We start from the raw sequence: 14,300 nt of genomic DNA on the forward strand, positions 1-14,300 counted from the left end.
CTGCCTTTTGAATCGATTTCACTTCCACAAATTGATTCGAAACGATGAATGTAAGTTATGCAAATGTAAAACGGTATGGAACCCGGCTTAAAACCCCATATCATCCCAAGCGTTTGCCTTGGTGAATGGCAACGAGGAGGTGAACAAGATGCCTGATTGGGCTTGGCTCTTGATCGTTCTCGTTGTTGGCGCGATTTTCTTTGGGATTGGTTATTTTATTCGGAAGTCGATTGCCGAGGCCAAAATTTCGAGCGCGGAGCAAGCCGCCTCCCAGATAATCGAAAATGCGAGGAAGGAAGCGGAAGCGCAGAAGAAAGAAACGGTCTTGGAAGCGAAAGACGAAGTCCACAAACTCCGTACCGAAGCAGAGAAAGACATTCGCGAGCGACGAAATGAAATTCAACGTCTGGAAAGACGCTTGCTGCAAAAAGAGGAGTCGCTGGATAAAAAATTAGAAGCACTGGAACGCAAAGAAGAACAAGTAGCCAACAAGGAGAAACGAATCGAGGAAACCCAGGAGCAGATCGACTCCATTTACAAGCAGCAGCTTAGTGAATTGGAGCGGATATCCGGACTGACGATGGAAGAAGCGAAGCAGATCATTCTGTCCAACGTCGAGCAGGAAGTGCGCCATGAATCGGCTCAAATGATTAAGGAGATCGAACAACAAGCGAAAGAAGAAGCCGACAAGAAAGCGCGCGATATTATTTCTCTGGCGATCCAGCGTTGCGCGGCGGATCATGTGGCAGAGACGACCGTATCGGTCGTGGCGCTGCCGAACGAGGAAATGAAAGGCCGCATTATCGGACGCGAGGGGCGCAACATCCGCGCTTTGGAAACATTGACCGGTATCGATTTGATTATCGACGATACGCCGGAAGCGGTCATATTGTCGGGCTTCGATCCGATTCGTCGGGAAATTGCCCGAACCGCTCTCGAGAAGTTGGTTGCAGACGGACGTATCCATCCGGCGCGCATCGAAGAAATGGTCGAGAAATCCCGCAAGGAAGTGGACGAACGAATCCGCGAATACGGGGAACAGGCGACGTTCGAAGTCGGCGTGCACGGATTGCACCCGGATCTGATCAAGATATTGGGCCGTCTGAAGTATCGAACAAGCTATGGCCAAAACGTTTTGAAGCATTCGATGGAAGTTGCGTATTTGACCGGGTTGATGGCAGCGGAGCTCGGCGAGGACGTTACGCTGGCGAAACGGGCCGGCCTGCTGCACGATATCGGCAAAGCGCTTGATCACGAAGTAGAAGGTTCCCACGTGGAAATCGGCGTGGAACTGGGCAAGAAATACAAGGAGCATCCGGTCGTCATCAACAGTATCGCATCCCATCACGGAGATTGCGAGGCGACGTCGGTTATCGCCGTGCTGGTCGGCGCCGCGGATGCGTTGTCGGCGGCACGTCCGGGCGCACGCAGAGAGACGCTGGAGACGTACATCAAGCGGCTGGAGAAGCTCGAGGAAATTTCCGAATCGTTCGAAGGCGTCGAGAAGTCCTATGCGATACAGGCCGGCAGGGAAGTTCGCGTCATGGTGCAGCCGGACAAGATCGACGACATCGAGGCGTTCCGCCTCGCGCGCGATATAACGAAGAAAATCGAAAACGAGCTCGATTATCCGGGGCATATTAAAATTACCGTCATCCGGGAGACGCGAGCTGTGGAATACGCGAAATAAAGCAGGATAACAATCGGCGGAAAGTGGCTGCGAAAGTCAGCCACTTTTCCCGTCTGACGGAACATAAGCGGAGGAAGAGAAAACAACAATGAAGCTGCTGTTTATCGGGGATATCGTCGGAAGCGTCGGCAGAGCCGCAGTCAAACAGGTGCTGCCGGCGCTGATCGACAAATATCATCCTCATATCGTCATCGCAAACGGCGAAAATGCGGCGCACGGACGCGGCATTACCGCTTCGATCGCGAAAGATTTGTTTACCTGGGGCGTACACGGCATTACGATGGGAAATCATACCTGGGACAATAAGGACATCTTCGAATGGATCGACGACGAACCGCGCATCGTTCGTCCAGCCAATTTTCCGCCGGGAACGCCGGGGCAAGGCTCCGCGATCATCCGCGCAAACGGCAAAAAGCTGGCGATCGTCAACTTGCAGGGCAGAACGTTTTTGCCGCCGATCGATTGCCCGTTCCGCGAAGCCGACGAACAACTGGAACGGGTGCGCAAGGAAACGAAATGCGTGCTGGTCGATTTTCATGCCGAGGCGACGTCGGAGAAAATCGCCATGGGCTGGCATCTGGACGGCCGCGCTTCGCTCGTCGTCGGCACGCATACGCATGTGCAAACGAACGACGAGACGATTTTGCCGGGGGGCACCGCTTATATTACCGATGCGGGAATGGTCGGTTCGCGCGAAGGGGTGCTCGGCATGGAACGAACGGCGGTGCTGTCCAAATTCAAAACCCAGCTTCCGGCCCGTTTTGTCGTAGATGAAGGAAAATGGCAATTCCACGGTGTGTACGCCGAATTGGACGAGACGAACGGCCGGGCGACCACCATCGAAAAAATCCGTCTGACCGAGGACGAGTGGCTCATCATGTCTTGATCGGCCACTCTTTTTTTCTTTAAAAAGTAAGATAATTCAAAAGACTTTGCGAACTCGGATGAAATCAGCAGGAATTTTTTGACCTCTCTCGAATAAAGATTTAATAGTGGATTCCATCCATCATTCCCGAGGAGGTACTTGTCATGGAAGTATTAAAAGTTTCAGCAAAGTCCAACCCAAATTCCGTAGCAGGCGCGCTGGCTGGCGTTTTGCGGGAACGCGGGGCTGCCGAATTGCAGGCGATCGGGGCTGGTGCGTTGAATCAGGCGATCAAGGCGGTGGCGATCGCCCGGGGCTTTGTCGCTCCCAGCGGGGTGGATCTCATCTGTATTCCGGCTTTTACCGATATTGTAATCGACGGAGAAGATCGGACAGCGATCAAGCTGATCGTTGAACCGCGATAACCCAAGATGCCTATACAGAAATGCTCGCGCAAGAAATAGAACCTGTTTACGACCGGTGTAAACAGGTTTTTTTGCGCATCATGCCGGATAAACGTCAGGAGGAACGATAAATGATCGATTTTCATTGCGATGTGCTGTGCAAGCTTCTGGACGACGACAGGCTCGATTTTGCCGCCGGATCGGACGGGCTCGACGTGACGTTTCCTCGTCTAAAGGCGGCGGGCAGCCTGCTTCAGACATTTGCGGTCTATATTCCGGAGCGGCAGCATGGCGGCATGACGCCGGTATGGCGCAGCATCGACCTGTTTTACCGCAAAGTGCTGTCCATTCCCGGCATCCGTCTGATCCGGTCGGCCGCCGATCTGGAAGCGGCGGGACGCGAACGGCAGATCGGCGCCTTGCTTTCTCTGGAAGGCGTGGACCGGCTTGACGGCGATCTGACGCTGCTTCGCATCCTATACCGGCTCGGCGTGCGGGCGGTCGGGCTTACCTGGAACCACGCCAACTGGGCCGCGGACGGCGTGATGGAGCCTCGCGGCGCAGGACTGACGGGCAAGGGGAAGGAGTTTGTCCGGGAGTGCGAACGGCTCGGCATTATCGTCGACGTTTCCCATTTGTCGGAAGCCGGTTTTTGGGACGTGTGCGACCTGGCCGGCCGCCCGTTTATCGCCTCGCACTCCAATGCCCGTTCCGTATGCGACCATCCGCGCAATTTGACGGACGATCAGATACGGGCGATTATCGCGGTCGACGGGCGGATCGGCATGACGTTCGTCCCCTGGTTCGTGCGACCGGAGGCCCCCGTCACAACGGACGATCTGCTCCGCCATATCGAGCATGTCTGCGCGCTCGGCGGCGACCGTCATATTATGCTCGGATCGGACTTCGACGGCATAGATCGCCATATGGAAGATTTGCGCAGTCCGGAAGATGTATGGAGATTGAAAGAAGCGCTTCTGAAGCGATATTCGGCGGAACAGACGGAACGTTTTTTCAGCGGCAATGCGCTCCGTTATTTGACGGCGATGCTGCCTGCGACATGACATTATGGTCTTCCATCTCGTTCCGGTATCAATTCAATCGAAAAGAATTATCTTAAAAAAACCGATTACGCCTTGCTTTTTACGGTTACCAATCTTAAAATTTATGTGACAATCGAATAGCTTTCATTCAAATAGCTTGTTGTCGAACTATCACCGTTCATCAAAAAGAGGAGATGGGCATTTTGATCAGTCAATTGTCTTGGAAGATCGGGGGTCAGCAAGGGGAGGGCGTCGAAAGTACGGACCGCATTTTTTCGACGGCGCTGAACCGGCTCGGATACTATTTATACGGATATCGTCATTTTTCTTCCCGGATCAAAGGCGGTCATACGAATAACAAAATTCGCATCAGCACGAAGCCGATTCGGGCCATCTCGGACGATCTGGACATTCTCGTCGCGTTCGATCAGGAAAGCATCGATTTGAACAGCCACGAGCTGCGTCCGGGCGGCGTCGTCGTCGCCGATGCGAAATTCAATCCGACGCTGCCGGATGGCGTGGACGCCCGGCTGTTTGCCGTGCCGATTACGGCGATTGCCGAGGAGCTTGGCACTTCGTTGATGAAGAACATGGTCGCCTCCGGGGCATCGTGGGCGCTTCTCGGCTTGCCGCTGGAAGTATTCAACAAGGCGGTGGAGGAAGAGTTCGGACGGAAAGGACCGGCCATCGTCGAGAAAAACGTGGAGGCGGTCAAGCGCGGCGCCGAGTATGTGCTCGAGCTTGCCGGAGGTCCCTTGGAAGAGTTCCGGCTCGAGCCGGCCGACGGCCGCCAGAAATTGTTTATGATCGGCAATGAAGCGATCGGGCTCGGCGCTATTGTCGCAGGATGCCGAATTATGTCCGCTTATCCGATTACCCCTGCTTCCGAGATTATGGAATATTTGATTAAGAAGCTGCCGAAATTCGGCGGCACCGTGATTCAGACGGAGGATGAAATCGCCGCCGCGACGATGGCGATCGGTGCGGGATACGCCGGCGTGCGGGCGATGACGGCTTCCGCCGGCCCCGGCTTGTCGCTCATGATGGAGTCGATCGGCTTGTCCGGCATGACCGAAACGCCGCTTGTCATCGTCGACACGCAGCGCGGCGGTCCGTCCACCGGCTTGCCGACCAAGCAGGAGCAATCCGATCTGAACGCGATGGTATACGGCACGCACGGTGAAATTCCGAAGCTGGTTATCGCGCCGGCTTCGATCGAGGACTGCTTCTACGATACGATCGAGGCGTTCAATATGGCCGAGAAATATCAGGTGCCGGTCATCGTCATGACCGATTTGCAGCTGTCGCTCGGCAAGCAGTCCTGTGAAATGCTGGACTATGAGAAAATACCGATCGAACGCGGCAAACTGGTGAAGGACGCGCCGCCGCTTGAGCCGAACGAGCTGTTCAAGCGCTATGAATTTACGGAAGACGGCGTTTCGCCGCGCGTGCTGCCGGGAGAGAAATACGGCCTCCATCACGTGACAGGCGTCGAGCACGATGAGGTCGGCCGCCCGTCGGAGAATGCGCAGAACCGCCAGAAGATGATGGACAAACGGCTGAAAAAGCTGAAAGGCGTCTACATCCGCGAAGCGATCCGCGTCGACGCGCCTCATGAAGCGCCGGATCTGCTGATGATCGGCATGGGCTCGACCGGAGGCACGATCGACGAGGCAAGACGGCGGCTCGCAGCGGACGGCGTGACGAGCAATCATGTGACCGTGCGCCAGATCCATCCGTTCCCGGCCGATTTGCTGCTGCCGTATCTGAAGAGCGCCAAGCGGATCGTCGTCCTGGAGAACAACGCGACGGCGCAGCTCGCTGCGCAAATCAAGTTGCATTGCGGATTTGCCGACAATATCCGCAGCATTTTGAAATATGACGGGACTCCGTTCCTGCCTTCCGAAGTGTACAAAGCTTGCAAGGAGTTGAACTAAGATGGCGACATTCAAAGAGTTTCGCAATAATGTGAAGCCGAACTGGTGTCCCGGCTGCGGCGATTTCTCCGTGCAAGCGGCCATTCAGCGGGCGGCAGCCAACGTCGGTTTGGAGCCCGAGGGACTGGCTGTCGTATCCGGCATCGGCTGTTCGGGACGGATTTCCGGCTATATTAACGCTTACGGCTTCCACGGCATTCACGGCCGGGCGCTGCCGATCGCGCAGGGCGTCAAGCTGGCCAACCGGGAATTGACGGTTATCGCCTCCGGCGGCGACGGCGACGGCTTCGCTATCGGCATGGGACATACGGTTCATGCGATTCGCCGCAACCTGGACATTACCTATATCGTAATGGACAACCAGATTTACGGCTTGACCAAAGGCCAGACATCGCCGCGCAGCGCCGCAGGCTTCAAGACGAAATCGACGCCGGAAGGCTCGATCGAGACGTCGCTGTCGCCGCTCGAAATCGCGCTGTCCGCGGGTGCGACGTTCGTCGCGCAATCGTTCTCCAGCGATCTGAAGCAGCTGACGCTGCTGATCGAGGAGGCGATCAAGCATAAAGGCTTTTCGTTCATTAACGTGTTCAGCCCCTGCGTAACATTCAACAAGGTGAACACGTACGACTGGTTCAAGGAAAACATCGTCAACCTGGATCAGTTCCCGGACTACGATCCGACCAACCGGGTTGCCGCGATGAACAAAATTATGGAAACGAACGGGATGCTGACCGGACTGATCTATCAGGATAAAACGCGCAAATGTTACGAGGACCTCATCCCGGGATTCGCACAGGAAGCGTTGGCGAAGCAATCGCTCGATATTACCCGCGAGCAGTTCGACAATCTGCTTGCCGAGTTCAAATAAACGGGAGAAGCCCGGGCATGCTGCCGAATCGGCCGCATGCTTTTTTGCTGTCGGAAGATGTTTGGCGTATACTGGCGATAGGGTATACTTTACAGGGACAAACGAAAGGATGATCTTTTCATGGCAAAACTTGTACCGGTTGGCGTATCGGCGAGGCATATTCATCTTTCGCGGGAGCATGTGGAGGCGCTGTTCGGCCCGGGTTACGAGCTGACGGTCATGAAGCCGCTATCGCAGCCTGGGCAGTTTGCGGCCAATGAAACGGTGGAGGTTGTCGGCCCGAAAGGCTCGTTCCCGAAAGTGCGGATACTGGGGCCGGCCCGCAGCGCGACGCAGCTCGAAATATCGCGCACCGACGCGTATGCGATCGGCATCGACGCGCCCGTCAGGGAATCCGGCGATATCGCGGGCACGCCGGGGATCACGATCAAAGGGCCAGCCGGCGAACTGGCGATCGAACAAGGCGTCATCGTCGCTGCGCGGCATATCCATTTTCATACGACCGACGCCGAACGGTGGGGGATTGCCGACAAGCAAAGGCTGAAGGTGCGCGTTGGCGGCGAACGGGGACTCGTATTCGAGCAGGTGATCGCCAGAGTGTCGCCGGATTTCGCTCTCGATATGCACATCGATACCGATGAAGCGAACGCGGCTGGCGTCCAAAGCGGCGATACGGCCGAAATTATCGGGTAAGCGGCGACCGGCCCGATGCCTCGGAATACCCTTGTGGCGGCCTTCTGCAAAACATGCTATAATTTGATGGATACAACCGGAGGGAAGTGATCAACGTTGGCGAAAGAAACGAAAGATTACAGCAAATATTTCGATTTTTCGGGAGCCAAAGTCATTTCCGAGGATGAGCATGGCAAAAAAATCCGCTTGGGCGGCCGCGATATTCATATCGTATCCGAACCCAATTATCGTCAGGAAAAGCAGCGCGGCAAAGAAGAAGTGAAAGTGCTGTACGACAATGCGGTGCCGGAAGCGCTGCGCACACTCGGAACGAACAAGAAATATTTGATATATACGTACGGCTGCCAGATGAACGAGCATGACACCGAAGTGATGAAAGGGCTGTTCGAGCAGATGGGCTATACGGCGACGGAAGACCGTAGCGAGGCCGACGTCATCCTGCTCAATACGTGCGCGATCCGCGAAAACGCGGAGGACAAAGTATTCGGCGAGCTCGGGCATCTGAAGTCGCTCAAGACAGAGAAGCCCGAGCTTATTCTCGGCGTCTGCGGCTGCATGTCGCAGGAAGAATCGGTCGTGAGCCGGATTTTGCAAAAGCATTCGTTCGTCGACCTCATCTTCGGCACGCACAACATTCACCGCCTGCCGGAACTGCTGATGAACGCCATCTTCAGCAAGGAGATGGTGGTCGAAGTGTGGTCGAAAGAAGGCGACATTATCGAGAACTTGCCGAAAAAACGGGAAGGGATGCGCGCCTGGGTCAACATTATGTACGGCTGCGATAAATTTTGCACCTACTGCATCGTGCCGTATACGCGGGGCAAGGAGCGGAGCCGGCTGCCGGAAGACGTCATCGCCGAGGTGCGGGAGCTGGCCCGGCAAGGCTTCAAGGAAATTACGCTGCTCGGCCAGAACGTCAACGCATACGGCAAAGATTTCACGGACCGCAACTATCGTTTCGGCGATCTGATGAAAGATATTTCGAAAATCGATATCCCGCGCGTCCGCTTCACGACGAGCCATCCGCGCGACTTCGACGATCACTTGATCGAAGTGCTGGCCGGCCGCGGCAATCTGGTGGAGCATATCCATTTGCCGGTACAGTCCGGCAGCACCGCCATTCTGAAAAAGATGAGCCGCAAATATACGCGCGAATCGTATCTGGAGCTTGTGCGCAAAATCAGGGCCGCGATTCCCGACGTCGTGCTGACGACCGATATTATCGTCGGATTCCCGGGTGAAACCGAGGAGCAGTTCGAAGAGACGCTTTCGCTTGTGCGCGAAGTCCGCTTCGATTCCGCCTTCACCTTTATTTATTCGCCCCGCGCGGGCACGCCGGCAGCCGAAATGGCCGACGACGTCTCGGCCGAGACGAAGAAGGAGCGGCTGAAGCGGCTGAACGATCTGATGGCCGAATTGAGCCGTGAAAGCAACGAGCGGCTGAAGGGGCAGATCGTCGAAGTGCTTGTCGAAGGCGAAAGCAAAAACAAGGCGAATATGCTGTCGGGACGGACAAGAACGAACAAGCTCGTCCATTTCGAAGGACCGAAGGAATGGATCGGACAATTCGTTCATGTGCGGGTTACGGAGCCGCAGACGTGGTATATCAAAGCGGAGCCGGTCGAGCTTGCACAGGGCGCGGTATCCTGAAGCCGGATGCCGATTGCTGCAAGCCAATTGCCGACGAAAAAACTTTTCTGGCGAAAAGTTTGAGGAGAGATGACGATGACACAATCAAGCGAGGCGCCGGGCAGGGCGCATGAGAAGGAGCATCGGCACGGCCACGGGTCCGCAGGCTGCTCCATTCCGGTTTACCATACCCGGGATTTGATCGTTCGCGAGGATATTATGGCCAAAGCCAAAGAGCTTGCCGAACTGATCTACACGTCCGAAGAGGTGCAGCATTTCCGCCGCGCGGAAAAGCAAATCCAGGCCAATGAACGGGTTCAGGGATTGATCGCCCAAATCAAGAAAAAGCAGAAGGAGCTCGTCGCGTTCGAGACGACGTTCAAAAACGAGAAAATGGTTGCCAAAATCGAGCGCGAGATGGAGCAACTGCAGGACGAGCTCGACAGCATTCCGATTGTGTCGGAATTTCAGCAGAGCCAATCGGATATCAACTATTTGCTCCAGCTTGTCGTTTCGGTCATTCGCGATACGGTCGGCGAGAAGCTGGAGCTGGAGAATGACAACAGACAGGCCGCTCCCGCCGATTGCAGCGATTGAACGCTTCGGCTGGAAGGGCCGGCATGACGGACAAGCTTCCCTAACAGTACGACCGCCAGTCCCTCCGGGACTGGCGGTCGTTGTTTGTCGGGCGGCCGAATCGTTCCGCCGCGAAGGCGGTTCGCCCGACGGTTATTCCGTTGCGCGCCGGTTGCCGTAGCCGCGTACCGCCGGCAAATAAGGCCGAAGGGCAACCGTCAATATCGCCGCGAGCAGCGACTTGATCGCATCGCCCGGCAGGAACGGATAGCAGCTTGCGGCGAGCGCGCGCTCGAGCGAATAGCCGGTGACGTTCATAAACCACGGGACGCCGCCGATATAGGCGAGCGCCGAGCCGAACAGCTCGAAGACGAAAAACAGCGCAATCGCAAGCAGGATCCGGTTGCCGGCGAACTTCTCGCTGCGCAGCAGCCGGGCGGCGAAGAAGCCGATCAGCAGCGCGCAAACCGGAAAGATAAGTATAAAGCCGCCGGTAGGTCCGGCGATATACGTAATGCCTCCCTGTCCGTGCAAGAGCGGCAAGCCTGTTGCGGTAAGCGCGACGACGATGGCGATGCTGGCAAAGCCCGGACCGGCCCCGAGAAAGGCGCCGGCCAGCATGACGGCCAAATTTTGCAGCGTAATCGGAACCGGCGTAAAGCCAAGATCGATTTTGATGGCGCTCATCACGATAAACAATGCGGCAAATAAGGCGATAAATACGAGACGACGAATTTCATGAAACATCGATTCAAAAGCTCCTTTTCCCTATTTTAATTGTTAACCTATTACGATATAATGAGGTTAACAAATTGGATTTTACCATAGAAACGCTTCATGCGGAAGAGGTTGGAGGAAAAGTTTTTGGTGAAAACGGTAGTAGAGTTGTCTGACGTGACCGTTTATCCGGACGCGCCGGGCGGTACGGAAGGCGGACGCAAGGCGATTGCGAGCGGATTGGATTTGCGCATCGGGAAAGGGGAATGGGTGCATCTCATCGGACCGAACGGCAGCGGCAAGAGCACGTTGGCCAAGCTGCTGGCCGGCTGCTGGCGCGGGAAGGTGGAAGGAAAGGTGAAGCGGGACCCGGAGACGTTCGGAACTGTGGGACGGGTGCCGATTGTGATGCAGCATCCGGAGGCGTCCATCGTCGGTGCGACGCCGTACGAGGATGCGCTTCTGGCAATGGAACGGATTGGTGTGCCGGGCGAGCGGATACCGGCGCTGACGGAACGCGCCATGTCCGAAGTCGGGCTCGCGGCTGTTATGCATCGGCATGTGAACCGACTGTCGGGCGGCCAGCAGCAGTTGACCGCGATCGCGGGCGGACTTGTCCAGCAGTCGCCTTTCATCGTGCTCGACGAGCCGACCGCCATGCTCGACCCGGATTCGGCGCAGGCGGTTCATGAGGCGGTGCGCCGTCTTCATGCACGAGGAGCGACGGTCGTATGGGCGACGCAAAAGCTGGACGAACTGCGGCCGGGTGACCGCATCGTGGCGATGCAAGCCGGCCGAATCGCCTATGACGGCGATTTGGCCGGCTTTTGGGGAGCTTCGCCGGGGCAAGGGGCGATCGACCGGATCGGTTGGCGCGATGCGCCGGATAACCGGGAGAACAGGATGCATGGGATGGCGAGGCCGGAGGGCGGCATGCTGCCGAAACCCCGCCTTGCGCCGGGCGGCGGCTTAAGCGTCAGCGGGCTGCGGATAACAGAGGACGGACGTTCCGGACGCGATCTCGTCGACTGCCGGCGGCTTCATCTTGCCGGCGGAGAAATTACGCTGCTCATCGGCCGCAACGGCGCGGGCAAATCGACGCTGCTCGAAGCGTTGGCCGGGCTGCGGGAACCGGCCGCCGGCCGGATCGATCTGGGCGCGGAGCCGCTGTGGAAGCGGCGGGGCAAACCGAACCGCAGCGTGCTGCTGCAGCTCGGCATCGCGCCGCAGCGGGCGCATGCCCAATGGTTTTGCGCCACGGCGGCCGATGAGCTGCGCTATTCGCAGCGGGCCGCTGGAGTGGACGGGCCGGAAGCGGCGGAACGGGCGAAGGCGGCGCTGGCGGCGGTCGGATTGCCGCCGGAGACGGCCGGGCGGGATCCGTGGACGCTAAGCGGGGGGCAGCAGCGCCGGCTGGCGCTCGCCTGCCTGCTCGCCTGCGGTCCCGCCTGGCTGCTGCTGGACGAGCCGACGGCCGGCCTGGACGCCGAAGGCGTGTCGCGGCTGCGCGCCGTATTGTCCGCGCATAAGGCTGCCGGCGGCGGCGCCATAATCGCGACGCACGATCCGGACGCGCTGCTGCCGGTCGCCGATCGGGTCGTCGAGATCGACGGCGGCGTCGTCCGGGAGGCGATGCCGGCCGCGGAGTGGGCGAAATCGCGTGCGGACCGCTCTGCGGCCGCGGCGGCTTCGGAATCGCCTGCGGCCGGCGCCGATCCGCAAGCCGCAGACCGGTCCGGGAGCGGCGCCACGGAGTTGAAACGGCGCGGAAGCCGTTCGCCTGGTTCGGTAGTACATGGTTCGGTATGGGAACAGTTCGACCCGCGCGCGCTAATCGCCGCGTACCTGCTTGGCGCAGCCGGCCTGCTCATGCAGTCAAGCTGGCCGGGACTGCTGGCGGCGTCGCTTACCGCTGTCGCCGTACTCTATCCGCTGCGCGCGACGCTGCGCCCGTGGATCGGCGCCATTCGCGCTTATGCGCTGCTCGTGGCGATTGTCGCGCTCATTGCCGGCATCCGGCCGCAGCCTTTCGGCGTCGACTGGGGCGCGGTGTCGGCGACTGCGCTGCGGCTCGGACGTCTGCTGCCGATTATGGTGCTCGGCCTTCCGCTGGCCGCCTTGGTTACGCCGCTGCGGATGCAGCGCGCGCTCGAGCAGACGTTCGGATTTCTCGGCCGGGTCGGGATACCCGTTCAGCGCATCGCGCTGACCGTGGCGCTTATGTTCCGATTCATCCCGCTGCTTGCGGCCGAATGGGGGAAATATTCGCGCATCGCTGTCGCCCGCGGCAAATTCGCTTCCAGACCGGGACGGGTGCCGCTGCGGATGCTGCGGTCCGCCATCCTGCCGTATCTGGTCGCGCTGCTGCGGCTCGGCGATCAAGTGGCGGAAGCGCTGGAGGGGAGAGGGTACGGGACGGTCGTCAGGCGCCCGACGTTCGGCTTCCGGCTCAAGCCGGGCCGCCGCGACGGGCTGCTGGTGCTGGCCGCCGCGGCATGGTTCGGCCTGTTGTGGTTCATAGCCCGATGGTTGTAAGCGCAAGCCGCGCCGCTGCCGGCAGCAATCCGGCGCGCAAGCCGCGCCGCCTGCGCGACTCCGAGCGCGAGTTCGCCGCATGAAGGCGGTTAACCGCACCGCATGCCGCCTGCGACCGGCGCTCATGCCGCGACGCTGCCGGTTACGATCCGGCGCTCATTTCGGCCGATGCGCCGCTTGAGCCCGGCCGGCTCCAGCGGGCGGCGAGCATCGCCGCCGCCGCTCCGAGAACGGCGCCCAGCCAGAAGCCGCTCGTCAGGCCGAAGCTGTCGTTCAGCCATCCGGCCAGAAACGGTCCGGCGAACATGCCGACCGAATAGACCGCCTGATAAAAGCCCATTGCCGTCGCCCGTTCCGGCAGCTCCACCTCCTGAATGGACATGCCGAGCAGAAGCGGGAAATGGAGCCCTTGCGCGAAGCCGTTCAGCGCCTGCGTCGCCATCAGCCAGCCGAGGGACGGCGAAAAGGCGATGGCCGCCGTAAACAGGGCGCTCAGAGCGAAGCCGGCCATCACCGTCTGCCAGGAGCCGAGCCTTGGCGCAAACCATCTGGCACTGAACAGCGACGTGAAGGCATGCGGAATCATGAACGCGAAAACGACGTACGTCAGCTCCAGGCCGCCCGCTCCGAGCTGTTCCGCTTTCAGCGGCGTAAATCCGAACATGGTAATAAACAGAATGCTGTGCGCGATAACGGACAAGAGCGACACTTTGACGAGCAGCGGCTTGCGTACGACGCTGCCCAGCTTGGCGAATGAAACGGCCGGCCGGTCGGCTCTTTCCCGCGGTTCCCGAATGGCAGCCGCCAGCAGCAATCCGATCAGGGCGGCCGCAAAGCCGGCGCCGAACACCGCACCCCAGTCGAACCTGTCAGCCAGCACCCCGCTGAGCGTCATCCCAATCAACTGCCCCGAAGCGGTCATAAAGCTGATGCGGCCCATCGCCCGCGTCGCATCCGCAGCGGTGAAATAGGAGGCGTACAGCACCGTAAAGGCGACCCAGGTGGAGGCGCACACACCGGCCATCAACCGGCCCGCCAGCGGTCCGAGCCATCCGGGCAGAAGAAACAGCAGGCAGCTCGCCGCGCCGGTCGCCATGCCGATCAGAATGAACGGCTTCCTCCGGCCGATTTTGTCCGAAAGCATGCCGAGCGGAAAGCGCACGACAATTTGCACGAAACCGTAGCTGCCGAGCACCAGTCCGATCATTTGCATCGAAAGCCCGCGCTCGTCGAGAAAAAGCGATAAAACCGGCACGTAGACGTACAGACTCATCCAATAGATTACGGTTACCGCGATAAACAACACGTGATCGAACATCGTCGTTTTTTTCAACGTTTCAGAA

Annotated in this window: 12 protein-coding genes; 10 read left to right on the forward strand and 2 right to left on the reverse strand. The window is 58.6% G+C overall.

Annotation, left to right across the window (positions count from 1 at the left end):
- Nucleotides 1-148 precede the first annotated feature (148 nt).
- The 9 genes from rny (at nucleotide 149) to ABEV74_RS12865 (ending at nucleotide 9,726) form a co-directional block, all read left to right on the forward strand.
- Nucleotides 149-1,690 (forward strand): ribonuclease Y, encoded by a 1,542-nt coding sequence (gene rny, locus ABEV74_RS12825; protein WP_062492633.1) that lies wholly within the window; start codon nucleotides 149-151, stop codon nucleotides 1,688-1,690.
- Nucleotides 1,691-1,778: 88 nt separating this feature from the next.
- The gene (locus tag ABEV74_RS12830; protein WP_430146470.1) at nucleotides 1,779-2,576 is read left to right on the forward strand and encodes a TIGR00282 family metallophosphoesterase; all 798 of its coding nucleotides are present in this window, start codon (nucleotides 1,779-1,781) and stop codon (nucleotides 2,574-2,576) included.
- Between the two features lie 143 nt (nucleotides 2,577-2,719).
- A complete protein-coding gene (locus tag ABEV74_RS12835; RefSeq protein ID WP_006286829.1) occupies nucleotides 2,720-2,980 on the forward strand; it encodes a stage V sporulation protein S in 261 nt (86 codons plus the stop codon).
- A gap of 110 nt (nucleotides 2,981-3,090) precedes the next feature.
- On the forward strand, nucleotides 3,091-4,023 hold the full coding sequence (locus ABEV74_RS12840; protein ID WP_430146471.1) for a dipeptidase: 933 nt from the start codon (nucleotides 3,091-3,093) through the stop codon (nucleotides 4,021-4,023).
- Nucleotides 4,024-4,205: 182 nt separating this feature from the next.
- Entirely contained in the window at nucleotides 4,206-5,939 is a 1,734-nt protein-coding gene (locus ABEV74_RS12845) for a 2-oxoacid:acceptor oxidoreductase subunit alpha (RefSeq protein ID WP_430146472.1), read from the forward strand.
- Nucleotide 5,940: 1 nt separating this feature from the next.
- Nucleotides 5,941-6,807: a 2-oxoacid:ferredoxin oxidoreductase subunit beta gene (locus ABEV74_RS12850; RefSeq protein ID WP_062492636.1), complete on the forward strand. Its 867-nt coding sequence runs from the start codon at nucleotides 5,941-5,943 to the stop codon at nucleotides 6,805-6,807.
- A 120-nt stretch (nucleotides 6,808-6,927) separates the two neighbouring features.
- The gene (gene pduL / locus ABEV74_RS12855) at nucleotides 6,928-7,500 is read left to right on the forward strand and encodes a phosphate propanoyltransferase (protein ID WP_430146474.1); all 573 of its coding nucleotides are present in this window, start codon (nucleotides 6,928-6,930) and stop codon (nucleotides 7,498-7,500) included.
- Between the two features lie 96 nt (nucleotides 7,501-7,596).
- Entirely contained in the window at nucleotides 7,597-9,150 is a 1,554-nt protein-coding gene (gene miaB / locus ABEV74_RS12860) for a tRNA (N6-isopentenyl adenosine(37)-C2)-methylthiotransferase MiaB (RefSeq protein WP_430146476.1), read from the forward strand.
- Between the two features lie 75 nt (nucleotides 9,151-9,225).
- Nucleotides 9,226-9,726 (forward strand): YlbF/YmcA family competence regulator, encoded by a 501-nt coding sequence (locus tag ABEV74_RS12865; RefSeq protein WP_062496757.1) that lies wholly within the window; start codon nucleotides 9,226-9,228, stop codon nucleotides 9,724-9,726.
- Between the two features lie 132 nt (nucleotides 9,727-9,858).
- Here the strand turns inward: ABEV74_RS12865 and ABEV74_RS12870 are convergent, their stop codons facing one another.
- A complete protein-coding gene (locus ABEV74_RS12870; protein WP_062492639.1) occupies nucleotides 9,859-10,452 on the reverse strand; it encodes a biotin transporter BioY in 594 nt (197 codons plus the stop codon).
- Nucleotides 10,453-10,572: 120 nt separating this feature from the next.
- On the opposite strand from ABEV74_RS12870, the gene ABEV74_RS12875 reads away from it, so the two are divergent.
- Nucleotides 10,573-12,957, forward strand: a complete 2,385-nt coding sequence (locus ABEV74_RS12875; protein WP_430146478.1) for an ATP-binding cassette domain-containing protein — start codon at nucleotides 10,573-10,575, stop codon at nucleotides 12,955-12,957.
- 142 nt (nucleotides 12,958-13,099) lie between these two features.
- Here the strand turns inward: ABEV74_RS12875 and ABEV74_RS12880 are convergent, their stop codons facing one another.
- Nucleotides 13,100-14,290 (reverse strand): MFS transporter, encoded by a 1,191-nt coding sequence (locus ABEV74_RS12880; RefSeq protein ID WP_430146479.1) that lies wholly within the window; start codon nucleotides 14,288-14,290, stop codon nucleotides 13,100-13,102.
- Between the last annotated feature and the right edge of the window lie 10 nt (nucleotides 14,291-14,300).

It is taken from the genome of Paenibacillus cisolokensis, assembly GCF_050481165.1.
GTDB classification, from domain to species: Bacteria; Bacillota; Bacilli; order Paenibacillales; family Paenibacillaceae; genus Paenibacillus_AH; species Paenibacillus_AH cisolokensis.

Bases quoted from the DNA above. Each gene is read 5' to 3' on its own strand.
- rny (WP_062492633.1), top strand. From the start codon at position 149: ATGCCTGATTGGGCTTGGCTCTTGATCGTTCTCGTTGTTGGCGCGATT.
- ABEV74_RS12850 (WP_062492636.1), top strand. From the start codon at position 5,941: ATGGCGACATTCAAAGAGTTTCGCAATAATGTGAAGCCGAACTGGTGT.
- ABEV74_RS12830 (WP_430146470.1), top strand. From the start codon at position 1,779: ATGAAGCTGCTGTTTATCGGGGATATCGTCGGAAGCGTCGGCAGAGCC.
- ABEV74_RS12870 (WP_062492639.1), bottom strand. From the start codon at position 10,452: ATGTTTCATGAAATTCGTCGTCTCGTATTTATCGCCTTATTTGCCGCA.
- ABEV74_RS12835 (WP_006286829.1), top strand. From the start codon at position 2,720: ATGGAAGTATTAAAAGTTTCAGCAAAGTCCAACCCAAATTCCGTAGCA.
- pduL (WP_430146474.1), top strand. From the start codon at position 6,928: ATGGCAAAACTTGTACCGGTTGGCGTATCGGCGAGGCATATTCATCTT.
- ABEV74_RS12840 (WP_430146471.1), top strand. From the start codon at position 3,091: ATGATCGATTTTCATTGCGATGTGCTGTGCAAGCTTCTGGACGACGAC.
- ABEV74_RS12865 (WP_062496757.1), top strand. From the start codon at position 9,226: ATGACACAATCAAGCGAGGCGCCGGGCAGGGCGCATGAGAAGGAGCAT.